This window comes from Ralstonia sp. 1B3, from assembly GCF_036631435.1.
In genome coordinates, this window is the sequence record NZ_JAPNUG010000011.1 from 1 (window position 1) to 26,482 (window position 26,482).

Annotated in this window: 19 protein-coding genes, 1 tRNA gene and 5 pseudogenes; 10 read left to right on the forward strand and 15 right to left on the reverse strand. The window is 63.9% G+C overall.

Annotation, left to right across the window (positions count from 1 at the left end):
* Positions 1-878: molybdopterin cofactor-binding domain-containing protein (locus tag OWR21_RS03105; RefSeq protein WP_332394593.1), on the forward strand; the 878-nt coding region annotated here is incomplete at its 5' end.
* A 74-nt stretch (positions 879-952) separates the two neighbouring features.
* Here the strand turns inward: OWR21_RS03105 and OWR21_RS03110 are convergent.
* The 12 genes and pseudogenes from OWR21_RS03110 to lpxO all read right to left on the reverse strand — a co-directional run bounded on the left by OWR21_RS03110 (position 953) and on the right by lpxO (position 14,775).
* A complete protein-coding gene (locus tag OWR21_RS03110; RefSeq protein ID WP_332394594.1) occupies positions 953-1,543 on the reverse strand; it encodes a peroxidase-related enzyme in 591 nt (196 codons plus the stop codon).
* Positions 1,540-3,419 (reverse strand): annotated as a pseudogene (locus tag OWR21_RS03115) (acyl-CoA thioester hydrolase/BAAT C-terminal domain-containing protein). Before OWR21_RS03115 ends, OWR21_RS03110 begins: the two are co-directional and overlap by 4 nt.
* Positions 3,382-4,999, reverse strand: a pseudogene (locus tag OWR21_RS03120) (ABC transporter substrate-binding protein). Before OWR21_RS03120 ends, OWR21_RS03115 begins: the two co-directional pseudogenes overlap by 38 nt.
* 48 nt (positions 5,000-5,047) lie before the next feature.
* A pseudogene (locus tag OWR21_RS03125) lies at positions 5,048-6,048 on the reverse strand (ABC transporter ATP-binding protein).
* A complete protein-coding gene (locus tag OWR21_RS03130; RefSeq protein ID WP_027681129.1) occupies positions 6,045-7,049 on the reverse strand; it encodes an ABC transporter ATP-binding protein in 1,005 nt (334 codons plus the stop codon). The pseudogene OWR21_RS03125 and the gene OWR21_RS03130 overlap by 4 nt, the downstream one beginning before the upstream one ends.
* Positions 7,046-7,975, reverse strand: a complete 930-nt coding sequence (locus OWR21_RS03135; protein ID WP_147213849.1) for an ABC transporter permease — start codon at positions 7,973-7,975, stop codon at positions 7,046-7,048. Before OWR21_RS03135 ends, OWR21_RS03130 begins: the two co-directional genes overlap by 4 nt.
* Positions 7,972-8,955, reverse strand: coding sequence for an ABC transporter permease (locus OWR21_RS03140; protein WP_027681131.1), 984 nt, complete (start codon positions 8,953-8,955; stop codon positions 7,972-7,974). Before OWR21_RS03140 ends, OWR21_RS03135 begins: the two co-directional genes overlap by 4 nt.
* Positions 8,952-10,451 carry an NAD(P)/FAD-dependent oxidoreductase gene (locus OWR21_RS03145; RefSeq protein WP_332394595.1) on the reverse strand — a complete coding sequence of 500 codons (1,500 nt, stop codon included), beginning with the start codon at positions 10,449-10,451 and terminating at the stop codon, positions 8,952-8,954. The genes OWR21_RS03140 and OWR21_RS03145 overlap by 4 nt, the downstream gene beginning before the upstream one ends.
* Entirely contained in the window at positions 10,448-11,422 is a 975-nt protein-coding gene (locus OWR21_RS03150) for a LysR substrate-binding domain-containing protein (RefSeq protein WP_332394596.1), read from the reverse strand. The genes OWR21_RS03145 and OWR21_RS03150 overlap by 4 nt, the downstream gene beginning before the upstream one ends.
* Before the next feature lie 162 nt (positions 11,423-11,584).
* Complete coding sequence (locus OWR21_RS03155; protein WP_332394597.1) at positions 11,585-12,736, reverse strand: ABC transporter substrate-binding protein; 1,152 nt, start codon at positions 12,734-12,736, stop codon at positions 11,585-11,587.
* 204 nt (positions 12,737-12,940) lie between these two features.
* The gene (locus OWR21_RS03160; RefSeq protein WP_147213845.1) at positions 12,941-13,558 is read right to left on the reverse strand and encodes a BPSL1445 family SYLF domain-containing lipoprotein; all 618 of its coding nucleotides are present in this window, start codon (positions 13,556-13,558) and stop codon (positions 12,941-12,943) included.
* 314 nt (positions 13,559-13,872) lie between these two features.
* Positions 13,873-14,775 carry a lipid A hydroxylase LpxO gene (gene lpxO / locus OWR21_RS03165; protein WP_332394598.1) on the reverse strand — a complete coding sequence of 301 codons (903 nt, stop codon included), beginning with the start codon at positions 14,773-14,775 and terminating at the stop codon, positions 13,873-13,875.
* A 262-nt stretch (positions 14,776-15,037) separates the two neighbouring features.
* On the opposite strand from lpxO, the gene OWR21_RS03170 reads away from it, so the two are divergent.
* Positions 15,038-15,598, forward strand: a complete 561-nt coding sequence (locus OWR21_RS03170) for a hypothetical protein (RefSeq protein WP_332394599.1) — start codon at positions 15,038-15,040, stop codon at positions 15,596-15,598.
* Positions 15,599-15,624: 26 nt separating this feature from the next.
* Here OWR21_RS03170 and OWR21_RS03175 read toward each other — a convergent pair.
* A pseudogene (locus OWR21_RS03175) lies at positions 15,625-16,019 on the reverse strand (hypothetical protein).
* Between the two features lie 104 nt (positions 16,020-16,123).
* On the opposite strand from OWR21_RS03175, the gene OWR21_RS03180 reads away from it, so the two are divergent.
* The 7 genes and pseudogenes from OWR21_RS03180 (at position 16,124) to OWR21_RS03210 (ending at position 24,280) form a co-directional block, all read left to right on the forward strand.
* The gene (locus OWR21_RS03180) at positions 16,124-16,978 is read left to right on the forward strand and encodes an NUDIX hydrolase (protein ID WP_332394600.1); all 855 of its coding nucleotides are present in this window, start codon (positions 16,124-16,126) and stop codon (positions 16,976-16,978) included.
* Between the two features lie 8 nt (positions 16,979-16,986).
* Complete coding sequence (gene purU / locus OWR21_RS03185; protein ID WP_332394601.1) at positions 16,987-17,853, forward strand: formyltetrahydrofolate deformylase; 867 nt, start codon at positions 16,987-16,989, stop codon at positions 17,851-17,853.
* A gap of 25 nt (positions 17,854-17,878) precedes the next feature.
* Entirely contained in the window at positions 17,879-18,604 is a 726-nt protein-coding gene (dnaQ, locus tag OWR21_RS03190) for a DNA polymerase III subunit epsilon (RefSeq protein WP_332394602.1), read from the forward strand.
* A 71-nt stretch (positions 18,605-18,675) separates the two neighbouring features.
* A tRNA-Val gene (locus OWR21_RS03195) sits at positions 18,676-18,750 on the forward strand.
* Between the two features lie 668 nt (positions 18,751-19,418).
* Positions 19,419-21,341 (forward strand): PrkA family serine protein kinase, encoded by a 1,923-nt coding sequence (locus tag OWR21_RS03200; protein WP_004634293.1) that lies wholly within the window; start codon positions 19,419-19,421, stop codon positions 21,339-21,341.
* A gap of 54 nt (positions 21,342-21,395) precedes the next feature.
* Positions 21,396-22,658, forward strand: a complete 1,263-nt coding sequence (locus tag OWR21_RS03205) for a YeaH/YhbH family protein (protein ID WP_332394603.1) — start codon at positions 21,396-21,398, stop codon at positions 22,656-22,658.
* A gap of 114 nt (positions 22,659-22,772) precedes the next feature.
* Positions 22,773-24,280: pseudogene (locus OWR21_RS03210) on the forward strand (SpoVR family protein).
* A gap of 90 nt (positions 24,281-24,370) precedes the next feature.
* On the opposite strand, the gene OWR21_RS03215 reads toward OWR21_RS03210, so the two are convergent.
* Positions 24,371-24,649 carry a DUF1488 domain-containing protein gene (locus OWR21_RS03215; protein ID WP_316873427.1) on the reverse strand — a complete coding sequence of 93 codons (279 nt, stop codon included), beginning with the start codon at positions 24,647-24,649 and terminating at the stop codon, positions 24,371-24,373.
* 163 nt (positions 24,650-24,812) lie between these two features.
* Positions 24,813-25,472 carry a response regulator transcription factor gene (locus OWR21_RS03220; protein ID WP_332394604.1) on the reverse strand — a complete coding sequence of 220 codons (660 nt, stop codon included), beginning with the start codon at positions 25,470-25,472 and terminating at the stop codon, positions 24,813-24,815.
* A gap of 248 nt (positions 25,473-25,720) precedes the next feature.
* Between OWR21_RS03220 and OWR21_RS03225 the strand changes: the two genes are divergently transcribed.
* On the forward strand, positions 25,721-26,389 hold the full coding sequence (locus tag OWR21_RS03225) for a DUF2589 domain-containing protein (RefSeq protein WP_147214474.1): 669 nt from the start codon (positions 25,721-25,723) through the stop codon (positions 26,387-26,389).
* Positions 26,390-26,482 lie beyond the last annotated feature (93 nt).

Sequence of the window (26,482 nt, forward strand, 5' to 3'; positions counted from 1 at the left end):
AAGAAGATGTTCGTCACGACTTCTATCGCCCGCACGCCATCGCCCGGCTCAAGGCGCGCGTCGAAAACGGCAAGGTCACCGCGATTGCCTCGCGCAGCGCCGGCCAATCGATTCTGGCCGGCGAGCTGGATCGACTGTTCGGTGCGCCATCGGCGGGCATCGATCGCTACACCGCCGAAGGCCTGTTCGACCTGCCGTATGAAATCGAGCACGAGCACATCGCGCATCTGGCGGTCGATCTGCCGGTTCCCGTGGGCTTCTGGCGAAGCGTGGGGCACTCGTACAACGGGTTCTTCATGGAGGGCTTTCTCAACGAGGTGGCGGCCAAGGCCAAGCTTGATCCGCTGGCGATGCGGCGCGAGTTGCTGAAGGACCATCCGCGGGAGTTGAAGGTGCTGGACACGGCGGCGCAGGCTGCCGGTTGGGGACAGCCGCTGGCACCCGCCGCTGACGGCGCACCGCGTGCGCGCGGCATTGCGCTGCATCCGAGCTTCGGCTCCGTGGTCGCGCAAGTGGTGGAGGTGTCGATGAAGGATGGCAAGCCGCGCGTGCATCGCGTTGTGTGCGCGGTCGATTGCGGCACGGTGGTCAACCCGGGCATCATTGCGCAGCAGATGGAAAGCGCGGTCATCTTCGGCCTGACGGCGGCGCTGTACGGCCGGATCGACATCAATGACGGCCAGGTCGTGCAGTCGAACTTTCCCGACTACCCGGCGCTCAAGATGGCCGAGACACCCGTCATCGAAACACACATCGTGCCGAGCACCGCGGAGCCGAGCGGCATGGGCGAGGTGGGGGTGCCGCCGATCGCGCCCGCCGTGGCGCATGCCGTGGCGCAGTTGACCGGTAAACCGGTGCGGCAGTTGCCAATGGCGTGACGCTGCTGGGTTGAAACAAAAAAAGCCGCAGGCACAAACCTGCGGCTTTCTTCTTTGGAGCGATGCCGCCCGGCTCAGGCCGCGTCCGGAAACACCGGCTCGCCAAGATTCAGCATCAGCCGATTCGCCCACGCAAAGATGGCCACGGCGTGTATCAGGTCGAGAATCTCCGCGTCGGTCAGGCCAGCGGCCTTGAGGGGCTGCAAGTCTTCGCCGCGTACATCGCCCGGGCGCATCGTCAGGTCGATCGAGAACAGCACGATGGCTCGCTCGCGCGCGTTCGTGCCGGCGATGTGTGGGTCTTCAAAGACTTGCTTGATCACGTCGTTGCGCTTGGCAAGCTGTTCGAAGCGCTGTGCGTGGACAGACGCGCAATACACGCAGCCGTTGACGCGCGATACCACGGCGCTGGCGAGTTCGCGTTCCGCACGCGACAGGCCGCCCGGCGCATACATGATCGCGTTGAACGCCGCCGACCGCTGACGCAGGATCTCGGGCTGGTGAACGAGAAACCGGTAGTAGTCAGACGTTTTCGCCTTCGGATGGCTTTCTTCCAGCACGGCGATCTGCTTGGGCGTGGCGCGGTCGAGGTCGACCACATCCAGCCATGCTCGCCACTCAAGCGATTCGTTGGTGAAGCCGTGGGCGCGGATGATCTCGGTCATGCTGCGGTCTCCGTGGAGGCGGTGGCGCTGCCGTTGCCGGCAGCTTCGCGAAGCGCGCGCAAGCCGGCGACGAGCCGCGTCTGATACGACAGGAAAGCGATGAGCTGCGCGAGCGTCACGACGTCGGCCGTGGCGAGGCCCGCTGCGGGCAAGCGCAACAGCGCATCGCGGTCGCCCTCGATGGGGCGTTCGACGAGCGTGCGCGTGAAGGCGAGGATGGCGCGCAGGCGGGCGTCGGTCAGCGTGTCGATATCGCCGTGGTCGACGGCTTGCAACGCATCTGCGTCGACCGGCGTATTCGCGAGGCGTGCGCGGTAGTGTTCGGCCGGTTCAGCCGCCGGTGTCAGGCGGCAGGCGTACAGCGCGACGAGCAGGCGTTCGCCCAACGTCAGCCCGGGCAGGCCTGCGTCGAACAATGCGTCGTAGCTGCCCTGCGTAGCCGTGGCGACCTTTTCGCGGGCATGGCGCAGCGCATGCGTGGCGCTGCCGTCTTCCAGGCCGGCAACCTGGTCGACCACATCTTGTGCGGGCGTGAAATCCATCGATGAAAGGCTCCGGGAATCGGGTACGGACGCGCCGCGCGCGGCCACCGCGCTGGCGAGGAAGCGAAGCACAGCCGCCCATGACTGGGCGTCGGCGCGGGCATTGGCACGCGGCTCGCCGCCGCCGGTGCTGATGCGGCCCGACACGGGGTGCGCATAGACGAGCTGCGTGGTCGGCACGTATGGGAAGACGATGGCGTGACCCGCGCCTTCGTAATCGAAATGTTGGACGGGGTAGGGGTGGCGTACCTCGGCCAGTTTGGTGGTCACCATGCGCGAGTAGTCGCTCGAGGGCCACGAGCCGTCATCGGTGGCGGAGAGCAGCAGCACCGGACCGCGCGCGCGTTCGATGCGGATGCGCGCACGTGCCACGGCATCGGCATCCTGCAGCGCGGTGCGGATGGCGCGCTCGTGGCGATGCGGCGCGGGGCCTTCGTCGAACGGTGCCCAGGTCGCTGTGCGGTTGCCTTCCCACAGATGCGGCAACGGCTGACCGCGATACAGCCACGTCGGGCCTTCGCGGCCGACGGCAGGGTCCGCGGCGTTCTGCCCGCTATGCACGACGGCGCCCGGCACGTAGCCAATGACGGCAGATACCGCCTCGGGGAATGTAGCGCCGAGCAGCAATGCCAGTTCACCCCGCGCGACTGGCCGCTCACGGCAACGAAGTCGTGCAGCGGCTCCACGCGTTTGCGCAGCCAGGCAAGCGCGCGCTCGAAATACTCCAGCGGCGTATTCGAGATGTAGTCCGACAGCCCCGGCGCCTTGAAGTACGCCAGCGCAAACGCCGCATAGCCGTGCGAGGCGTACAGCGCCGCGCGTGGCTCGTTGATGCCGCCGCCCGAGCCGTTGAGGATGAGCACCGCAGGGCGCGGCCCCAGGTGCGCATACGGATCGGGCAGATAAAGCGTGCCGACCAGACCATCGTCGCGCACATCGTGGCGCGTCACACCCGGCGCGGCCAACCGTTGCACGAAGCTCGCATGGACCGACTCGCCGTTGGCCGTGGCGGTGAGCGTGGTCGTCAACGGCTCTGTGACTGGCTGTGGAAACACCTCGCGTGCCTTGCCGTCTTCCGGGCGCTGGCTCCAGACGATGCCCATCGCGCTGACGCCGGCGTAGTCACCGGAGACGGGCGCGTCGCGCGTCAGGTCCACGGTGCCGTGCGCATCGGCGACGAATGCGGCGCGGCTGTGCCACAGCACGCCATTGCCACGACGCGTTTGCGCGACGATGCCGACCTGGGCGCCGGGCGCGAGCCCCGTCACGACGATGCCGCGCGATACGTCGATCAGGTCATCCGCCGGCGTCACGCTGAGCGCGAACGTTCCCATGGCGCTTGCTTGCGTCCTTGGTGACCATTTGCGCCGCCGTGCGATCGCTTGTCATCGGCGTCACCTTCAGGCCTTTCTTGGCGGCCCACACGTTCTGGTAGTGATACAGCGGCATCACGCCAACATCATCCGAGACCAGCTTGACCGAATGGCGAAGAATCGCCGCGCGCTTTTCCACGTTGAATTCTTCGGTGGAGGCGTTCAACGCGTTGTCGACAGCCGCGTTGCTGTAGTGGCCCCAGTTGGATGCGCCCAGACCTTTCTTGGTGTCGACGGTGGCCAGCACGTTGACCAGCGCGTAGCTGGCTTCGCCCGTGCCGTTGCCCCAGGCCAGCATGCTCATCGCATATTCATTCTTGTTGGCGCGGCCCGAGTAGACCGACCAGGGCACCACTTCCACGCGCGCTTTCACGCCGATGCGCGTCCAGAACTGTGCCACCGCCTGCGCCGTTTCGGGGCCTTGCGGATAGCGGTCATTCGGCACGTGGATCACGAGGTTGAAGCCCTGCGGAAAGCCCGCGTCGGCCAGCAGCTTCTTGGCCTGCGCCGGGTCGTAGGCGATGTCCTTCACGTCGGGGTTGTAGCCGTACGTGTCCGACGGCATCCACTGGTTGGCGACGGTGGCGGCGCCTTGCAGGATGCGGTCGACGATGGCCTTGCGGTCGATGGCGAGCGACAGCGCGCGGCACGCGCACATCCAGCAGCGGATTGTTCGGCAGCGGCTTGCCGTCGTTGCCGGTGATGTAGTCGTTCGGCCCCTTGCGGAAGCTGGGTTGCAGCAGCATCACGCGCAGGCCCGGATAGGCGAACACCTTCACGTTGGGCGACTGGCGCAGGCGCGCAAGGTCAGACACCGACACCTTGTCGATGACGTCCACCTCGCCTGAGAGCAGGTTGGCCGTGCGCGCGGCAGCGTTGTTGATGTAGCGGTAGTTGACCTTCTCCCAGAGCTGCTTGCCGCCCCAGTAGTTGTCGTTGCGCGCCATCACCACGCGGTCGCCCGGCACATACGAGACGAACTTGTAGGGGCCCGTGCCCACCACGGCGCGGCCGGCGTTGTAGTCCTCAGTCGACGATTTTTCGCCCACATGCTTGCTGACGATGTGCACGGACGCGAGGTTCAGCGGCAGGTCCGGGTTCGGGATGTTCGTCTTGATGATCAGTGTCAGCGGGTCCTTGGCCGTGACGGACTCCACCGTGCGCAGATAGCCCGCGAACGTGGCCACGCTGCCCGGCACGCTGCGCGCGCGCTGGTACGAAAAGACGACGTCATCGGCCGTGAACGGCTGGCCGTCGTGCCATTTCACGTTCGGGCGCAGCTTGAATTCCCACGTCTTCGGATCCAGCGTCTTCCACGACAGCGCCAGGCCGGGCTGCAGCTTGTTCCACTTGTTCTCGACGAGCAGATCCCAGAAATGCACGTCGACGGAGCGGTCGCCGGCGTGGTTGTTCAACTGCGGGTCGAGCGACGACAGCGGATCGGCGAAGGCGATGTTCAGCGTCTGCGCGCTGACAGCGCCGGCAGCGCCGGCAGCGGCGAACAGCGCGACAGCAAGCGACGAGGCTAGGAGGCGTTTCACGTGGGTTCCCTTTTCCTGTTTTTGAATGGTTGGCTTATTGAATGTCGTTCAGGTCGCGTCGTTCAAATGGCAGGCGCTGACGTGGTTGACCGCAATGCCGCGCAGCGTCGGCGTTTCGGTCTTGCAGCGGGGCATGGCGTGCGGGCAGCGCGGGTGGAAATGGCAGCCAGTCGGCGGGTGCAGCGGGCTCGGCATCTCGCCTTGAATGGCGGTAAACGTCTTGTGCCGGGCCGACAGGCGCGGAATCTCCGCGAGCAGCGTCTGCGTGTAAGGATGGTTCGGGCGGCGGAAGACTTCCTCCGCCGGGGCCGATTCCACCACGCGGCCGAGGTACATGATCACCACCCTGTCCGACAGGTGTTCCACCACGCCCAGGTCGTGGCTGATGAACAGGTAGGTCAGGTTGAGCTGCTCGCGCAGGTCCATGAACAGGTTCAGGATCTGCGCCTGGATCGACACGTCCAGCGCGGCCACCGCTTCATCGCAGACGAGCATCGACGGCTGCACCGCCAGCGCACGCGCAATGCCGATGCGCTGTCGCTGGCCGCCGCTGAACTGATGCGGATAGCGGTCGCGCAGGGCGGGGTCGAGGCCGGCGCGCTGCATCTGCGCGGCCACGTAATCGGCAAAGTTGGCGCGGTCGGTCAGGCCGTGCACGCGCGCTCCTCGCCGACGATCTCTTCCACGCGCAGGCGCGGGTTGAGGCTTGCATACGGGTCCTGGAAGATCATCTGGATCTTCAGGCGGGCCGCACGGGCTTCTTCTGCGGAAAGCGTGTCGACAGCCTTGCCGTCCACGCGCACCTCGCCGGCCGAGGGCGGCATGAGGCCCGCTGCAATCCGGCCGAGCGTGGACTTGCCGCAGCCCGATTCGCCGACGAGGCCGACGACTTCACCGGGCTGGATCGCGAGGTCGACGCCATCGACCGCACGAACGATCGCAGGCGGATGCGCCAGGCCTGCGCGCTGCAGAAAGCGATCGGCCACACCGACCTTGCGATCGCCAAAGCGCTTGCTGACCTGCTTGAGTTCGACGAGCGGCGTGCTCATGCGACCTCCTGCGAGGAAGCGTGCTGCGCGCCCGGATGGAAGCAACGCACGAGGCGGTCGGGTATGGGCTGCGTGATGTCGGGGCGTACGCCGCAGACCTCGGTGGCACGCGGGCAGCGCGCCGCAAACGCGCAGCCCGCGGGCAGCGACAGCAGGTTCGGTGTCATGCCGGGAATCTGGCGCAAGCGCTGGCCGCGACGGTTCTCGCTGGGCAGGCTGTCGATCAGGCCCATGGTGTAGGGGTGCAGCGGGGCATCGAGCACCGCATCAACCGGCCCGTGTTCGACGATGCGGCCGGCGTACATCACGGCCACTTCGTCGGCCAGGCCAGCAACGACAGACAGGTCATGCGTGATCCAGATCAGCGCCGTGCCGTGCATGCGCGCGAGCTTCTGCACTTCGGACAGGATCTGCGCCTGGATGGTCACGTCCAGCGCCGTGGTCGGTTCGTCGGCAATGATCAGGTCGGGCCGATGCAGCATCGCAATGGCAATCGCCACGCGCTGACGCATACCGCCCGAAAGCTGATGCGGATAGGCGCGCAGCCGTTCTTCTGGGCTCGGAATGCCCATCAGGCCGAGCGTGTCGCGCGCGTGGTCCCACGCCTGTTTGTGGCTCATGCTGCTGTGCGCGCGCACGGCCTCGATCATCTGGGCATCGATGCGCAGCACGGGGTTGAGCGTCATCATTGGGTCCTGGAAGACCATGGCGATGCGGTTGCCCTGCAGCTTGCGCAATTCACGCGGGGGCAGCTTGGTGAGGTCGCGGCCCTGGTAGAGGATCTCCCCGCCGACGACGCGGCCGGGCGGGTCCACCAGGCCCATGATCGAGAAGCCGGTGACGGACTTGCCCGAGCCGGACTCGCCCACCAGCCCGAGGATGCGCCCGCGCGCGAGCGAGAACGACACGTCGTCCACGGCCGGCAGCACGCCTTCGCGCGTGAAGAAATGCGTGCGGAGGTTGCGGACTTCGAGGGTGGTCGCGTTGGTGGACGCCGTCATCGTTGCGTCCTCGGATTCAGCACTTCACGCAGGCGGTCGCCCACCAGGTTGATGGCCACCAGCGCCAGCAACAGCGCGATGCCCGGATAGAAACTGATCCAGTACTGGCCTGAGAGCATGTATTGGTATCCGTTGGAAATCAGCAGGCCCAGAGACGGCTCGGTAATCGGCACGCCCAGGCCCAGGAACGACAGCGTTGCCTCCAGCGTGATCGCGCGCGCCACCTGCAGCGTGCCCACGACGATCAGCGGCGGCAGGCAGTTCGGCAGGATGTGCCTGAGCGCGATGCGCCAGCCGGGCAGGGCGAGCGAGCGCGCGGCTTCCACGTATTCGCGCCGACGCTCGACCAAGGCTTGGCCGCGCACCGTCCGCGCGTAATACGCCCACTCCAGCAGCACGAGGGTCAGCACGACATTCGTGATGCTCTTGCCAAGATAAGCGAGGATCATCATCGCCACCAGCACCGACGGGAACGACAGCAGCAGGTCGACCGTGCGCATGATGATGCTGTCGACGCGGCCGCCGGCATACGCGGCAATCAGGCCGAGCAGCGTGCCGATCACCGCCGCCACGGCTGCCGAACCGATCCCCACGCCCAGGCTGATGCGCAGGCCGTAGAGGATGCCGGAATACAGATCACGCCCTTGGCCATCGGTGCCGAGCCAGTACGTGAACGTCCCCAAGCCATTCGGCGAGCCCGGCGGCAGGCGCGAGTCCAGCACGTCGAGCTGCATCAGGTCGTATGGATTCTGCGGCGTGATCCACGGCGCGGCCAGCGCGGCGAGCATCAGGATCACGACCACCACGAGCCCAAAGACGGCGGTCTTGGATGCCAGAAAATCGGACACCACGCGGCGCCACGGCGACTGCTTGCGCGGGGCGGCAACCGCCGCTGCGGTGGTGGGTCGCGGAGTTGTATTGATCATGCAGCCTCCGCGCTGTCCGCCGCACGCACGCGTGGGTCCAGCAGCCGATACAGGATGTCGACGATCAGGTTGAGCGACACGAACAGGCACACCACGACGATGAGGTAGGAAACGATGACCGGCCGGTCCAGCGAGTTGATGCTATCGAGGATCAGCTTGCCCGCGCCGGGCCACGCAAAGATGCTTTCCGTCACCACCGCAAAGGCGATGGTCGAGCCCAGCTCCAGGCCCAGCACCGTCACCAGCGGGATCAGCGTGTTGCGCAGCACGTGCGCCAGCACCACGCGCAGCGGCGACAGCCCCTTGGCACGCGCGAACTTCACGAAGTCCTGCGGCAGCACCTCGCGCACGCCCGCAGACGTCAGCCGCAGCACCAGCGAGAGCTTGAACAGCGACAGGTTGACCGCCGGCAGCACGAGGTGCCGCAGGCCATCGACCGTCAGCCACGACCATTCGATGCCGAACAGGCGCGCCGTTTCGCCGCGTCCGCTTGCGGGCAGCCAGCCGAGGCTCACGCTGAACGCCATGATCAGCATCAGGCCCACCCAGAACGTCGGCAATGAGAATCCCACCACGCTGCCCGTCATGAGCAGGCGCGACACCGGATGGCGCGGATACAGTCCCGCGAACAGTCCCAGCGGCACGCCGACCACCACCGCGATGATCAGCGCAGAAAACGCCAGCTCCAGCGTGGCCGGCAGCCGTTGCAGGATCAGCTGGATGGCCGGTTCGTTGTAGACGAAGCTCTTGCCGAGATTGCCGTGCAGCGCGCCGTTCAGAAAGGCGAGGTACTGCTCCCACAGCGGCTTGTCCAGACCCAGCTCGGCAATGATGCGCGCGCGGTCGATTTGGTCCACGTCCTGGCCGATCAGGATGTCGACCGGGTTGCCGATGGCGTGCAGGCCGATGAAGACGATCACCGTCATCACCAGCACGACCAGCAGCGCCTGGCCGATGCGGCGGATTAACCAACCTGTCATCGCGCAGCCTCCTGGCTGGATGTGGTATTCGCTTCCACGCCGGGCGGCGGGGCGGGCGTCCATTCATCGCCGAAGATTTCCGGTTCGGCATAGGCCTGGATGGCGGCGTAGTGCGCGTCGATGTCTTCCTGGTACAGCAAGCCGGCAATGCCTTGCGCCAGCCGCTTCGCACCTTCGCTGATGGCCGGGATGTCGCCCGAGACGCTGCCGTGCGTGACCGACGCCGGATAGCAGAAGCAATGCACGCGCGACAGGCCGGGCAGCGTGCCGGGCGTTTTCTCGCGAAATTCGAACGCGTGGCCGAGGTCGGGCGAATCGGCCAGTTCTGCGTCTTCCTCGCCGGGGCGCGGTGTGTAGCGGTCGCGCCATTGACGGATGTGCGGCGCCAGTGCGCTGAATTCGGGGCGCGCGGCCCAGTCGGTGCGAAAGCCCGTCGAGAAGATCAGGAAGTCCAGTTGGAATACGCCCTTGGTGGTGGCCACGTGCAGCACGCCGTCGTGCTCGTCGACGCCCAGGATGCCGCAACCCAGGTTGAAGCGCGCATTCGGATGCCGCGACACACGCAGCGTGCTGCCGCGCGGCGGGGGCACCTGCTCGACATTGATGTAATGGCGGATGCGCCATTTCCATGCGTCGGGCAGATGCAGGTGACCATGCACGAGGCCCGGGCTGCCGGCGCCCTTGCCCTTGTTCACGCGCGGCAGGTCGGGGCGGCGGATCAGCATGTCGACGCTGGCGGCACCGGCTTCCAGCGCCGTCGCGGCCGAATCCATCGCGGATGCGCCTGCGCCGATCACGCCCACACGCTTGCCGGCCAGCGTGCCGTAGTCCATCTCGTCAGACGAATGCGCCCACCAGCGGCGCGGCAACCGATGCGCGAAGTCGGGTACGGATGCACCGCCAAGCCCATCACGGCCGGTGGCCAGCACCACGCGGCGCGCAAACACGCGCTGCGTCGGTTGGCTCGGCGCGTCGATCAGCAATTCAACGGCGCCATCCACGCGCGGGTGGATCGCCTTCACGTAATGTTCGTTGCGCACGTCGAGCTGCAGGACGCGGCGGTACCAGCGCAGGTAGTCCATCCATTGCAGGCGCGGGATCTTGTCGAGCACCTCCCACGCATCGGTACCGAACTGCGCTTCAAACCATGCGCGGAACGTCAACGCCGGCAGGCCAAGCGCGGGGCCGGTCAGTTGCTTGGGCGAGCGCAGCGTTTCCATGCGCGCCGTCGTTGCCCACGGGCCTTCGAAGCCGGCTGGCGAGCGATCGAATATCACCACGCCGATGCCGAGATGTTTGAGCGATGCCGCCGCCGCCAGGCCGGCCATGCCACCCCCGATGACGGCCACGTCCAGCACGGGTTGCCCCTCTAAGGTGTGTGGCAGCGTCCAGTTTTTTGCGGGGAGTTCAAGCCACGACAGGTCCTGGTGCAAACGGGCTTCCAGCGCTGCAAGCCCGGTGACTTGCAGCGCGTTGTCTTGTTGTGCAGCGGTCATGCGGACGCGCCTTCGGTTTCGTTGATGGGTTCGCCATACAGCACCTGCAGCATGCTGGCATGGCGTGCCGGGTCGTGCAGCTTGCAGTCGGGCAGCAGGCGCTGCGCTGCCTGCGCGAGCGCGTCGGTCAGGGAAGTCACCGCCGCCGATGGCCGCTTGGCCTCGGGGGTGATCACACCAAAGAAGAAGGGAATGTCGGCGTCGATCGGGCGCACGGTGACGCCGTCGATCGGCACGCCGTAGGCCGTCACGGGCTCCAGCAACGCGACGCCCAGGCCTGCACGCACGGCGGTCAGCGCATTGAGCGAAGCGTTGGTCTCGATGAGCGAGGTGGGCTCTACGCCGGCCTTCGCCAGTGCCTGGTCCAGACGGCGGCGCAATCGATACGGGTTGTGCATCGTGATGATGCGCTGTCCGGCGCAATCGGCCAATGCGACGCGCTTGCCGGCGGCCAGCGGATCGTTTGCCTGTACGGCAGCCACGCATGCGGCTTCGCCGATCCAGTGCACGGTTACGCCGCGATGCTCCAGCGGCAGGCTGCTGATGCCAAGGTCGGCAGCGCCGGTCAGCACGGCGTGCACAACCTGTTCGGGCGACGCGCTGCGAATCTGGATGTGCTGCGCGAGTTCCGGCTCATCGGCCAAGGCAGCGGGCAGCAAGCCGGCCGCCAATGCGGACGTGGCCGCCAGGCGCAGCGGGCGTGCCTCGCCGCGCGCGATTTCTTCGGCACGGGTGCGGATCTGACGTAAGCTGATCAGCGTATGCTCAACGTCTTCGTACAGCAGGAAACCCTGCTCCGTCGGCGAGACGCGCGGCCCCGCGCGCGTGAACAGGGCGTAGCCGATTTCGGCTTCGAGGTCCTGGATGAGCCGGCTGATGGCAGGCTGCGAGCGCCCCAGCAGCTTGCCTGCCGCGGTGACGCTGCCGGTCGACATGACCGCGGCAAATGCTTCGAGTTGTCGGAGTTCCATCCGCCTGTTTGATCCCAGTCATGCATGTTGTTCGTGCATTCTGGTAGAGGCAGTATGCGATTTCCAAATAGTATTTTCTTATGTACTCATGCGTTTTGCGCTGGCAACCGCTATGTCCTGCGGTGTAACCACTGCCGAGGCAGGCTGCGGCGCAGCACGCGTCTATTTGACGAAGGTGCCGTTCGGCCCAATCACCGTCAGCTCGACATAGTTCGACCCCTTGCGCAGGTTCGGGCCGTAGCGGACTTCCAACCCCCCAAGGTCGATCGTGCCGGCTGATTCCAGCCCCGAGACAAAGCTGGCCCGCGTGGGTGACCTGCCCGCGCGCTTGAGCCCTTCGACCAGCACACGCGCGGCTGCGTAGCCTTCCATCATGGCGTACGACGGCGTCACCCCGGCCGCCTTCGCGCTGGATGCCAACTCCCGGCCCAGCAACGAAGTCGAGCGCACAGGGGAGGGCATGACCTGCGAAACCACCACGCCGCGCCCCAGCGCCCCCAGCGATTTCGCAAAGGCCAGACCGGCGTTGTTGGACAGCGCGGCAATCTGCGTCACCGTGCCTTGCTTGTTGGGCGCCTCGATCATTGCGCGCGCCGTCGTGCCCGGACAGGCCAGGATCACCGCTTGTGGTGCGAATTTGCCAACGTCTGCCGCCGCCTTGGCGATATCCGGTTTCAGGCGGTCGACGGTGAAGATGCTGTGCGCGTCGGCGGGAAGCTTTTTCGTGGCGTTGTTGAAGCCGATCTCGGTGTCTTTGCCGAAGGTGTCGTTCACGTTGACGAGCGCCAGGCGGCGCAAGCCGAGCGTGTCGAAGTAACGCACCAGCTCGGCAATCTCGGCCTGGTATTTGGCGCGCACCACGAAGAGCAGCGGGTCGGGCTGATCGAAGAACGTTGAGGCACCGGTGGACGGCGCCACCACCGGCACGCCGAGCGGACGCGCCTCCGTCATGATCGCCTCGGTATTCGGGGTGCCGCGCGGCAGGAAGAGGGCAAAGACCTGCTTGTCGACCAGCAGTGCGTGCGCGTGTTTCTTTGAGGCTGCGGCATCGAAGGCGTCGTCTTCCGAGATCAACTCGATCTTGCGCCCGTTCACGCCGCCCCCGCGGTTCACGGCATCGAGATAGAGCTTGGCGCCCTGCGTCATCTCCTGGACCTGTTCGCCGGCGGGACCCGTGAAGCCCGCCGTCTGGCCGATGATGATCTTGGTGTCGGTGACGCCCGGCTCGGCCATCGTGTGGCCAGATGCCAGCAACAGCCCCGACAGCCATGCGCATGCAATGGCGCCGCGCAAGGCGGTGTTGCGACCTGTCATGTCTCCCCTTTTTTTGGGTGATTGTTTTGTCTTGTGCCGATACGGCAGCGCACCGCAACATCGGCCGCACGATGCTAGCCGAGAAGCTCCGCACCGCCCCTCCGGATTTCCCTAGGGCTGCAACATTGCCACAACGCTGGATGCGGGATTCGGGCAAAAAACCGCCGTGCGAGACGGCGGCATTGGCGTTCAGCGAAGCGCCGGTCAGTTGTTCTGCTTCGTGATCTTCGTGCCTTCGATCGATGCGCCGGCCATCAGGCCCGCGTTGGTCAGGTTGAAGCCGATGATCGGCTGCTGGGCGGTGTTGGTATCGACCGCGCCGTTCGCGCCGATCTTTGCCAGCGCCACGGTGGCATCGACGCCGGCCGTCCAGCCTTGGCTGTTCTGGAATTTCTGCAGTGCTTCGTCCGTCATGAACAGAATGATGAGCGCACGCGATTGCGCACCGGCCTGGAAGCCCACCGACGCCGAAGCGATGTTGTAGTAGCCCAGCGGACGGCCGCCGCCGGTGCGCAGCACGCCTTCGCCGTACTGGCCGCCCACCACGAAGCCGGCGTTCAGCACCGATGGGAAGACCAGCACGCCCTTGGCGCGCGCAACCAAGTCACGCGAGCCATTGGCCGTGGTGTACAGGCGCGAGAGCACGGAATCCGCCTGCGAATTGGTGGTGGCGTGCTTGTTGGTCGACGACATTACGTCGGAGCCCTGCGCATTCGGGCTGGTCGTGGTACAGGCCGCGATCTGGGTACCGAGCAGTGCGACAGCAGCAAGCGCGGCGGCGCGGGTGACGAGGGTCTGGCGGCTGATGAGGTTCTTTTTCATGGCGATCGATCTCACTGTCTTTGTTGTTGACGAGGGACACAGGCACACGCGCATCCCGGCTCTGACTCGGTCCCATGCGCTTGGCAAGGGTGTCGACCAAGGTGGAGCAAGCGGCGTGCCCGCCATATCGCATAAGCGCCGGAGCGCTCAATTCCTGACATTAGGCGAGATTTGTGCCTCATGTGGCGCTTTTGCTTCACTGCTTTGTAAAAACGCAAGCCGACTGCAATGTGGTTCGCATTTTTCACGCGCAACAAAAAACCGGCGTTTCAGGCCGGTTCTTCGTGCAAGCAGGAGACGCGCAGGATCAGCGGTCAGATCCAGATGATCAAAGCTGCCACGCCAATGATCAGGCCGAACTTCACCACGTAATAGACCTTGCGGTTCCACGCCTTGAAGCGTCGGCGGTACTGGCCCATCAACCACACATAGCGGAACAGCTTGTTGATGCCGCCGGTCTGGTCGCCGTCGTCGTTGGGCGAGCTGGCGGCGGTCATGACCTTGCGGCCCAGCCATTTGTTGATGCGCTGCGCCCAGCCGAATTTCATCGGGCGTTCGATATCGCAGAAGAGGATCAGGCGGTCCTTGTCGGAGGCGTTTTCGGCCCAGTGCAGATAGGTCTCGTCAAAGACGACGCCCTGGCCGTCGCGCCAGCTGTGGCGCTCGCCGTCGACTTCGATGAAGCAACGGTCGTCGTTGGGGGTAGACAGGCCCAGGTGATAGCGCAGCGAGCCGGCAAACGGATCACGGTGCGGGTTCAGCTTGCCGCCCGGCGGCAGTTCGGCAAACATCGCCGCCTTCACGCTGGGCAGATCGCGCAGCAACGCGACCGTCTGCGGGCAGAGCTGTTCGGCTGAAGGGTGATGCGCTTCGTACCACTTCAGGTAGAAGCGCTTCCAGCCATTCTTGAAGAACGAGTTGAAGCCAGCATCGTCGTTCTTCTCGGCGGCCTTGATCTTGCGCAGGTTGATGAGCGCCAGGCCTTCGTCGCGGATCTGCGGCCACGCGGCCTGCAGCTTTTCCAGATCCGGAAAGCGTTCGACCGGCACATACGGCGTCTGCGGTACGCCGGAAAACGCGTACATGAAGCAATTGACCGGTGCCACGACGGCCGAGTGGTCGAACATCTGGCGCCAGAATTTCAGGCGCACCTTGCCGCGAAAGTGCACGTACAGAATGGAGCCCAGATAGAGGGCCACGATAATCCACTTGATCAAGGCGATTTCCTTGCCGCGCGAAGGCGGTCAGCAATTGAGTGCATGCGCTGTCAGCGCAATCCGGCATTTTACCCGTGGCGAGACCGCGCCGCGTATATGCCTGCCAACAGAGCACCGTGGTTTTGTGACGCCACGTTATCGTTTGCGGTGTCTTCGTAATATGGAACGTTTGTGTCGATTTGTCGCGAAATGTGCGTCGCGTTCTACAATTCCGTTTTCGTCCACCAGGCCCCCTGGTTACGGGCGATCACCGGAGGGAGCGATGGACGTCAAAAAACGCGACGAAGAATCCAGCGACATGCCGACCACCATCGGCATCGCGCCGGGCAGTGCGGAATCGCTGGAGGCGTCCATCCGCCGCGCCCAGGAAGCGTTGTCCGCGGTGTCCACCCGACTGGCAGGCCGGCCTGCTGCGCCGCGCCCGGAACCGGCCAAGGATCGCTTCGTAGAAACGGACGACGCCATGTCACCCGCGCAAGCGCGCGCCCTGGCCGAGCGTTGCATCGCCGGCGATGTCGTGGAGCCGGCAAGCCTCGCGCGGGCGTTTTCTGCGTTGCTCGGACAAATCGATGGATTGGAAGCCGACCATGCCGGCCGGCGTCGCGTGCTGCGGCAGTGGATGGTGAGCCAACTCACCTACAAGATGCTGTATCTGCACCACACCGGTCAGGATTCGACCGTGCCGCCACGCGCGTTGCGCGCTCAGAAGGAGCGGGTGAAGGCGCAGGTTTCGGCGTTGCTGGACGCTGGGCGCGCCTATGCCGATGTGCGCCTGACCGACCTGTGCTTTGCCGAGGATGGCGGTGCAGCCGGTCAGGACTGAATGATCATGCGATCAAGCGATCAGGCTCAATCGTCATCGTCTTCGTCGGGTTCGGAGTCGAGAAAATCGCGGCGGGTGAGCCAGTCGGCGATGGCCTGGTCGCAGGCGTTCTTCAGCTTGGACTTGTTATCCACCTTGTCGAACAGGGTGAAGTTCATCAGGGCCAGGCCCAGGTCGGTGATGTAGAACATCCGCTTCGGGTTGTCGAAGTGGACGATGCGGCCGTCGATGTCGCCTTCGTCTTCGGGCTCGGCGGGCGCGTCTTCGAGTTCGACCACGCGGCAGGTGAAGCGCGGTGTGCGGTGTGCGTCAGATATTCGAATTCATCGTGCGACACTTCGCCGGACGGTGTGACGGCAATGGCGAAACCCCAGATAAAGCGCGGGGTCGGCAGATCCGACAGCTCGTCGATTTCATCCATCCTTGTTTCTCCAGTCTGATGACGGCTTGTATTAACGGCGCATTATCGCGCGACCCGTGCTGCACGGAAAGCACAATGCACGCCCGACATTGTGGGGCGCCGGCATGACGGACCTGCGCATCCAGCGCATTCGGGACGGGTTGGCGGCACGGCAGGCATTCGACGCCGACGCGCTGATTCCCTGGATTGTTGCCGGACAACGCGTCGGCTGGCTGAGCCGCGAGCGCGCGTCGCTGCTTGCGCGCTGGCCGCAGTGGTTCGACGTATCGGCGCAGCGGGTCGATTTGCGGGAGGCGCTCGGCAACGAGGCCGCCCGCACCGCAGCGCTGGCCGAAGTCATCGCGCGCCTTGCCGAAGATGGCCACGTGCGGGGCTGGCGCGACGAGCGTTTCGCCGTCAACACCGGCTGGGGTACGCCCACGCTGGCGCTGATCGAGCGCGCTGCCGCGCGTTTCTTCGGCATCCGAACCTATGCCGCGCACATGAACGGCCTGATTGCCGGCGCGGACGACGCCGGGCCGGCGCTCTGGCTGGCCCGCCGCGCCGAAACCAAGCCGATCGACCCCGGCATGTGGGACAACCTTGTCGCCGGCGGCATCGGTCATGGCTTCGATGCACGCGGCGCTCTGGAGAAGGAATGCTGGGAAGAGGCGGGCATCGGCGCCGACCTGGCTGCGCAACTTGCGCCGTGCGGCACGCTGGATGTGCTGCGCGAAGTGCCGGAAGGCATCCAGCGCGAAACGCTGTTCGCCTTTGACCTGACGCTGCCGGACAGCTTTGTCCCCGCCAATCAGGACGGGGAGGTCGCCGGCCACTTGCGTGCCAGCCGCGACGCGGCGCTTGATATCATGGCGGACTTCGCGATGACGGTCGACGCGACGCTCGTCACCCTCAACGCCCTGGCGCGGCTGGGCTCGTCCCCTACGCCACAGCGGTTTGCGCCCGACAACAATACATAAAACGCTTCATGAGTCACTCCGGTTTCATTCTTACCTTGTCGTGCCCGGACCAGCCCGGCATCGTCCACGCCGTGTCGGGTCTGCTGTTCGAGCAAGGCTGCAATATTCTCGATTCGGACCAGTTCGGCGACGAATTCACGGGCCGTTTCTTCATGCGCGTGCATTTTGTGCCGCAGGGCCAGCCGCTGGACCTTGCCGCCCTGCGTGACCGCTTTGCGCCCATCGGCGAACGTTTCTCCATGCAGTGGGGCATGTTCGACGCGGCGGTCAAGCCGCGCGTGATGATCCTGGTCTCGAAGATCGGCCATTGCCTGAACGACCTGCTGTTCCGTGCCCGCGCAGGCCAGCTGCCGATCGAGATTGCGGCCATCGTTTCGAACCACCGCGATTTCTATCAGCTGGCGGCGTCGTACGACGTGCCATTCATGCACTTGCCGTTGCTGCAGGCGACGGACGCGCAGAAGGCCCAGCAGGAAGCCCGCATCTGGGAAATCGCGCAGGAGCAGCAGATCGACCTCGTCGTGCTCGCGCGCTATATGCAGATTCTTTCCGACGATCTGTGCCGCAAGCTGGAAGGCCGCGCCATCAACATCCACCATTCGTTCCTGCCCAGCTTCAAGGGCGCCAAGCCGTATTACCAGGCGCACGAGCGCGGTGTGAAGCTGATCGGTGCAACAGCCCATTACGTGACGGCCGACCTGGACGAAGGCCCGATCATCGAGCAGGAAATCGAACGCGTGGACCACAGCATGGACCTGGAACAGCTCACCGCCGTGGGCCGCGACGTGGAATGCGTGGCGCTGGCCCGCGCGGTGAAGTGGCATGCGGAACACCGCATCCTGCTCAACGGCCACAAGACCGTCGTCTTCAAGTAATCCAGTCAGAGTAGGGGAGCGCGCGATGCGACAGATCATTCTCGATACCGAAACCACCGGCCTGAATGCCGCCACCGGCGACCGCGTGATCGAAATCGGCTGCGTGGAGATGGTCAACCGCCGCCTTACCGGCCGAAACCTGCATTTCTACATCAACCCCGAGCGCGAGATCGACGCGGGCGCGATGGCCGTGCACGGCATCACCAACGAGTTCGTGGCCGACAAGCCGAAGTTTGCCGAGATCGTCGACGAGATCCGCGACTACGTACAGGGCGCCGAGGCGATCATCCACAACGCCGCGTTCGACTTGGGCTTCCTGGACATGGAATTCCAGCGCCTCGGCCTGCCGCCCTTCCGCGAGCACCTGTCGGGGCACATCGACACGCTGCGCGAGGCGCGCCAGATGTTCCCCGGCAAGCGCAACTCGCTCGATGCGCTGTGCGACCGTCTGGGCGTCAGCAACGCGCACCGTACGCTGCACGGCGCATTGCTGGATGCGGAACTGCTGGCCGAGGTCTACCTCGCCATGACGCGCGGCCAGAACACGCTGGTGATCGACATGCTGGAGTCGAGCGAGGGCGCATCGGCCGAAGCCGTCGCCGTCGACCTGAGCGCGCTGCAACTGCCGGTGCTGCTGGCGACCGAAGCCGAGGCCGAGGCGCACGCAAGTGTGCTGAAGGAGATCGACAAGGCCAGCGGCGGCAAAACCGTCTGGACGCGCGAGACTGTGGAAGTTGCGCCGGCTGCCTGATCAAAAAAATGTGCGGTCAGGGTATTTACACGGCCGCGCCTTTTCGCCATAATCTCGTTTTCACCGCATTCGGGTGGTTAGCTCAGCGGTAGAGCACTGCCTTCACACGGCAGGGGTCACAGGTTCAATCCCTGTACCACCCACCAAACTGGCGAGAAATCGCTTAAAAGGCCCTCAGGCAAACGCCGAGGGCCTTTTCTTTGTCCGCTCTCTGTGCGGCCTTTCCCGAACGCTCGTCCGGAGCGGCCGGCAAAACTTTCCCGCTGGCGCAAAAAAGAGACACCTCCCGTCGATCCGTCCCCATCCTTCCGCCGGACGGCGGGTGCGCGACTGGGTCGGAAACGCATTTCGTCCAATACTTTGCACAATGCGTTGTTGCGTCACGACGAGAAAAGCTGCCGCTACAAACGTACCGCCGCAGGCCGGTGCCATGCGCATCTCTGCGTTATCACGGTTGGCGCCGCGCTGAAATGCAGGGATATCCCCCTCCTGTATTCAGCGTGCGCGCGGGAACTCGCGCCGATCGGTTACGTACCAACCTGCGAGCGCGCGGCGGATGTCATGGGTACGCTTTCTGCTGTGCTCGGTGTAGCCGACCGTCGTGGTGCATGGGCTGATGCATCGTGCAAGGTTCGTTTAGCACTTGATGCAGTCGAGCGCTAACGCAATCGCGACGTGTTGTGCACCGTTCCGGGTCGTCAACCGTTCTTGTGATCATCGGTGATTCGTCTACAGTGGAATCAGCAACGCACGCAAGAACTAGCCTGGCTCTCGCTTGTTGGTGTGGAGTAGGGAAGAAATCTACGGGGGAGATATGGATATTTTCCGCCACTACGCAACGCGTTTTGAAGCTCGCAAAGAGGACGAGTACAGCATCCAGGAGTATCTGGATATCTGCAAAAAAGACTCGACCGCCTATGCGACTGCCGCCGAGCGCATGCTCACCGCGATTGGTCAGCCCGAACTGGTGGACACCCACCACGATCCTCGGCTGTCACGATTGTTCTTCAACAAGGTCATCAAGATCTACCCGGCCTTCCGGGAGTTCTACGGCATGGAAGACACGATCGAGCAGATCGTCTCCTTCTTCAAACATGCCGCGCAGGGCCTTGAGGAACGCAAACAGATTCTTTACCTGCTCGGGCCTCCGGGCGGCGGCAAATCCTCGCTTGCCGAGAAGTTGAAGTCGTTGATGGAGCAAATCCCCATCTACGCACTGAAGGGCTCGCCGATACACGAGTCCCCGCTCGGGCTGTTCTCGCCCGAGGAAGACGGCAAGATCCTGGAGGAAGACTACGGTATCCCGAGGCGCTATCTGAACTCGATCGCTTCGCCGTGGGCGGTCAAGCGGCTGCACGAGTTCAATGGCGATATCACGCGTTTCCGCGTGGTGAAGCTGCATCCGTCGGTGTTGTCGCAGATTGCGATCTCCAAGACGGAACCCGGCGACGAAAACAATCAGGACATTTCGTCGCTGGTCGGCAAGGTCGACATTCGCAAGCTGGAGGACTATCCGCAGGACGATCCGGATGCGTACTCGTATTCGGGCGGGCTGTGCCTGGCCAACCGCGGGCTGCTCGAGTTCGTCGAGATGTTCAAGGCGCCGATCAAGGTCTTGCACCCGCTGCTGACGGCCACGCAGGAAGGCAACTACAAGGGCACGGAGGGCTTTGGCGCAATCCCGTTCGATGGCGTCATCCTGGCGCACTCGAACGAGGCGGAGTGGCAGAGCTTCAAGTCTGATCGCAACAACGAGGCGTTCCTGGATCGCATCTACATCGTCAAGGTGCCGTACTGCCTGCGTGTGTCGGATGAGGTGAAGATCTACGACAAGCTGCTGCGTAACAGTTCGCTGGCGGCCGCGCCGTGCGCACCCAACACGCTGAAGATGATGGCGCAGTTCGCGGTGCTCACACGCATCAAGGAGCCCGAGAATTCCAACATCTTCTCGAAGATGCGCGTGTACGACGGTGAGAGCCTGAAAGATGTCGACCCGAAAGCGAAGTCGTATCAGGAGTACCGCGACTTTGCCGGCATCGACGAGGGCATGACGGGCTTGTCGACGCGCTTTGCGTTCAAGGTGCTCTCGAAGGTCTTCAACTTCGATGGAACGGAGGTGGCGGCGAATCCGGTGCACCTGCTGTACGTGCTCGAGCAGCAGATCGAGCGCGAACAGTTCCCGCCGGAGACGGAATCCAAGCTGATGTCCTATATCAAGGAGTACCTCACGTCGCCGTACGTGGAGTTCATCGGCAAGGAGATTCAGACGTCGTATCTGGAGTCGTATTCGGAATACGGGCAGAACATCTTCGACCGCTACGTGGTGTTTGCCGACCTGTGGATTCAGGATCAGGAATATCGCGATCCGAACACCGGCGAGATTCTCGATCGCAGCGCATTGAACGACGAGCTGGAGAAGGTGGAAAAACCGGCGGGCATTTCCAACCCGAAGGATTTCCGCAACGAAATCGTCAATTTTGTGCTGCGGGCGCGTGCCAAGAACGGGGGCAAGAACCCCGTCTGGACGAGCTACGAGAAGCTGCGCGCGGTGATCGAGAAGCGGATGTTCTCGACCACGGAAGATCTGCTGCCCGTCATCTCGTTCAATGCCAAGTCGTCGCATGACGACAAGGAAAAGCACGAGAACTTCGTCAATCGCATGGTGGAAAAGGGCTACACCCAGAAGCAGGTCCGCTTGCTGGTGGAGTGGTATCTGCGCGTGCGGAAGTCATCTTAAGGAGATCAGGAGAGGGCGAACACACCCAGCGGACTTCCAATCGAGGGCAGTTACATGGGCACGATCATTGATCGGCGGGAGAACGGTGGCGGCAAGAGCACCGTCAACAAGCAACGCTTCATCAAGCGTTACCGAGACCAGATCCGCCGCGCGGTGGCCAAGGCCGTGACGGGCCGCAAGATCATGGACATCGAGCAGAGCGGGCAGGTGTCCATTCCCGTCAAGGACATCTCGGAGCCCATGTTCCACCACGGCTCGGGCGGGCGCCGCGAGGGCGTCCACCCGGGCAACAAGGAGTTCATTCGCGGCGACAGCTTCGATCGCCCGCAGCAGGGCAGTGGCGGCTCTGGCTCGCAGGCCAGCGACTCGGGCGAGGGCGAAGACGATTTCATCTTCACGCTCTCGCGCGAGGACTTTCTCAACTTCTTCTTCGAAGACATGGCGTTGCCCGATCTTGCCAAGCGCAGCCTGGCCAAGATCGCCGAGGTGCGCAAAGTGCGCGCGGGTTTCTCGCTCGATGGCACGCCGTCCAACCTGTCGATTCTGCGCACGATGCGCAGCTCGCTCGGTCGCCGTATCGCGTTGTCCAGCCCGTATCAGCGCCGCCTGCACGAGTTGGAACGCGAGTACAACGAAGAGCTGGAAAACGACGGCCCTTACAGCGTACGCGCGCAAGAGCTGATGAAGGAGATGCGCCATCTGCGCTCGTGCCTTGATCGCGTGCCGTTCATCGAAAAGCTCGACCTGCGCTATAACAACCGCGTCCTGCGCAAGCGACCGCAGGCGCAGGCGGTGATGTTCTGCGTGATGGACGTGTCCGGCTCGATGGACGAATCGCGCAAGGACTTGGCCAAGCGTTTCTTCATGCTGCTCTATCTGTTCCTGAAGCGGAACTACGAACGCATCGATGTCGTCTTCATCCGCCACCACACTGTGGCCAAGGAGGTGGATGAGGAGGATTTCTTCCACTCGCGCGAGTCGGGCGGCACTGTGGTGTCGAGCGCACTCAAGCTGATGGCGGAAGTGATGCAGGAGCGCTATCCGCCCAGCCAATGGAACATCTACTGCGCGCAAGCTTCGGACGGCGACAACTGGGCGGGCGACTCGGAACTGTGCGCCAAGATCCTGCGCGAGTCGATCCTGCCGCTGACGCAGTATTACGCCTATGTCGAGGTGGTCTCCACGGAGCCGCAGAACCTGTGGGAGGAGTATCTTACGTTGAAGGCCGGGCACGAGAACTTCGCAATGCAGCGCATTCTCAAGGCGGATGAAATCTATCCGGTGCTGCACGAGCTGTTTCAGAAGCGCGCCGCCTGATCGCTGATTGGGCAGCAGCAGGTTGCTCCGGCTCGGCACCGCTGTGCAGTGGCAGCGTGAGCCATGGCGAGCACGCCACCTGTGACCCTGTGTGATGGACCAACGGGAACGAGCATGGCCTACCTATCTACGGGCTCGGAGTGGACCTTCGAGCTGATCAGGCGCTACGACCAAAGCATCGCCCAGATTGCCGCAGACTTCGGTCTGGACACGTATCCGAACCAGATCGAGATCATCACCGCCGAGCAGATGCTCGACGCCTACGCGTCGTCCGGCTTGCCGCTGGGCTACAACCATTGGTCGTACGGCAAGCACTTTCTGGCGTCCGAACGCGGCTATCAGCGCGGCCTGATGGGGCTGGCCTACGAGATCGTCATCAATTCGAACCCTGCATCGCCTACCTGATGGAGGAGAACACGATGCCGATGCAGGCGCTGACGATCGCGCATGCCTGCTATGGCCACAACTCCTTTTTCAAAGGCAACTACCTCTTCCGCACGTGGACGAACGCCGACGCCATCGTCGACTACCTGCTCTTCGCCAAGAACTACGTGGCCGAATGCGAGCAGCGCTATGGCGAGCAGGAGGTGGAACTGCTGCTCGACTCCTGCCACGCATTGCAGAACTACGGGGTCGATCGTTATCGGCGGCCCAAGAAACTGTCGATCAATGAGGAACAAGCCCGTCAGGCGGAGCGCGAGAAATACCTGGAAGCGCAGGTGAACGACCTGTGGCGCACGCTGCCCACGCACCGGACACGCGCGCTGGCGACGGCCGACGACGTGCCGGAGCCGGAGCCGCAATTCCCGCCCGAGCCGGAAGAGAACCTCCTGTACTTCATCGAGAAGAACGCGCCCAAGTTGCAGCCGTGGCAACGAGAGATCGTGCGCATCGTGCGCAAGATCGCGCAGTACTTCTATCCGCAGCGGCAGACCAAGGTGATGAACGAGGGCTGGGCCACCTTCTGGCACTACACCATCCTGCACAAGCTGTACGACGAGAAGCTCGTCAACGACGCCTTCATGCTCGAGCTGCTGCAGGCGCATACAAACGTGATCTACCAGCCGCCGTTCAACAGCCCGTACTACAGCGGCCTGAATCCGTACACGCTCGGTTTCCTGATGTTCCAGGACATCCGCCGCATTTGCGAATCTCCTGAGGAAGAGGACTACCGCTGGGCCCCCGAGATTGCCGGCAGCGACTGGCAGAAGACGCTCGACTTCGCCATGCGCAACTTCAAGGACGAGAGCTTCCTGCTGCAGTTCCTGTCCCCTCGCGTGATCCGCGAGTTGAAGCTGTTCTCGGTGCTCGATGACGACCGCGACGCGAGGCTGCGCGTCACCGCGATCCACGACGACGATGGCTACCGCAAGATCCGCGAGTTGTTGGCTGGGCAGTACGACCTGTCGAACATCGAGCCCAACATCCAGGTGACCAACGTCGACGTAGGCGGGGATCGCTCATTGACGCTGCGCCACCTGCAAAGCAACCGGCGCCCGCTTGGACCGAACTACGAAGAGATGCTGCGGCACGTCGTGCGCCTCTGGGGCTTCACATGCCGGCTTGAGGTGGTCTATGAAGACGGCCGACGCGAGATGAAGCACGAGTGCAAGCCTGACTAGCCCACGCCCGTTTCCACGAGGCCAGCCTTGCGCTGGCCTTCTTTTTGCCTGCTGCCGACACGGATGTCGACCATGCTGCCCACGGCGCAGCTACATGCCGAAGCGGAAATGGCCGCTGCGCAGCACGATGTTGTGTGAGTCCGTCAGCTTGAACAGCGAGCGCGCCATGTCTTCAATGGTGCCGCGATGCGATTCCATGGCTTGCAGCAAATCTTCCTGCCGCCACGAGCGCGCGCCGAAATGTTCTTCGAGCGCTTCGGCCGTCACGGCATAGCAGGCCGGGCGGCCGTCGACGCTGGCGGTGCAGGTGAGAGTGAGATCCGCGGCGCAGTAGCGTGGCGGGCTGGCGTGGAATTCGATGGTTTCCATGGGCGGCCTCCATGAAAAAACGGCGATGCACCGTGCGCCGCCTTCCAACCAGTGTATGGCGTGGTCGCATGAATGCAATGTCGCCGCTCAGTGTTTTCACCGGCGGCGTAATCCTGGCCCGCAACGTCCGACCAGGGCGGCGGCCACGGGGAGGCGAGCGGCGCTACATCGCACACATCTGCAGACGGGCAAGGCTCGCCTTGCAACGCGACAGCCACAGCGCCGCTTCTGTCCGGTTGTTAACGCCGATCTGCCGGAACAGCGCGTACAGATGGTTCTTGATTGTCCCTTCGGCCACGTTCAGTACGCGACAGATCTGCTTGTTGGATTTGCCCTCTGCAAGCAGTTGCAGCACCTCATGCTGCCGTGGCGTGAGGCGGCGCCAGAGTTCGGCCGGGCTTTCTCCGGAGCCTTGGCGCGGATCGTCGGGTGAGAGATTGCTGATGGGCGGCAAGTAGACCGCGCCCGAGGTAATGCGCTGCAGGGCTTCCAGCAGAATATCCGCCGTGGCCTGCCGGTCGACCACGCCGGCCGCGCCGAAGCGCAGTGCGTCGCCTACCACGTGCCGGCCGACGGTTTGCACCGTCAGCAACACAGGCACTTCCGGCAACACCGCTTTCAGCTCCGATAAACGTTGTCGTGCGTCGTCGTCTTCTGCGCTCCATTCCATCACGACGGCGCTCGGTTCGGCTTGCCTGCAAGCCGGTCCGATTTGCGCAGTGTAGTGCGTATCGATAAACACACCCTGTGCGTCGAGTGCATTCAATACATTGGACACACCTGCCGCAAAAAGCGGCAAGCTATCGATTACCAGAATATTCATCGACCCCTCGTACTTCAGTTAATTATTTTCGGCGAAACCGATTATTTTGTAGGGCGGGATCGACCCGGATGCATTGAAACGGAAGTTCAGTGCCGAAAGTCACGGGCTGCCTATCGCCATGTACTGGGCCGCTGTACCGTGGCCTTGGCTGGGACTTTCGAGGCATCGAACCTTGGCGGGAAAACTCTTACTTTGGATTCGGGCGCACAAACCTGTGCGTCGAAATAATTCAATGTGAGGAGTTTTAAATGGACAACGGACTTATCGGGTCGGTTATCAATGCGCTGCCGATCGACAAGATGATCTCTGCGCCGCTGCAGGCCATGATCGCAGCGCAAACCTCGGCGGCAAAATCCTATGCGGATTTTCTGCTGCAGGTCTGTATTCAGAACGGCAAAGCCGTCGCGGTGCAATTTGACTACGACGAAACCATCGTCGACGAGAAGGGCGTGTCGCAAGGCACGATCCAGAAGACGATGCGCATTCCGCTGCTGTGCGCGGTCGTGCATCCGGTGATCGCCATCGAGGAAGGCACGATCGACTTCGAGCTGGAGATTTCGCAGTCAGAGAAATCGTCGTCCACCACCGAGGCGGAAGGGTCGTTCCAGGCCAAGCTGGGCTGGGGCCCGTTCAGCGTGTCGGTGTCGGGCCGCGCCTCGCACAAGTCGGAGCAGACGCGTAGCACCGACACGCGCGCCAAGTACTCCTTCCACACCCAGGTCAAGCGTCAGAACCCGCCGGAAGCGCTGATGCGCGTGATGGAGTTCCTGACTGACGCGGCAACCAAGCCGGTGGTCGTCAAGGGCAAGGAGAACGACGTCAAGCCGCTGCCCGCCACGCCGACCGACGGCACGATGATCGGCGAAAAGGTGCCGGCTGGCGGCAACGCGCCGGCCCCGGCTCCGGCAAATCCGTAAGCCGCCACGGCGATGGACGCCGGCCGGCCTCCCCACGGCCGGTGTCCTGATCGGTGCGCGCCCGCCGCGCGCCGCCCATTGATCTCATCGATC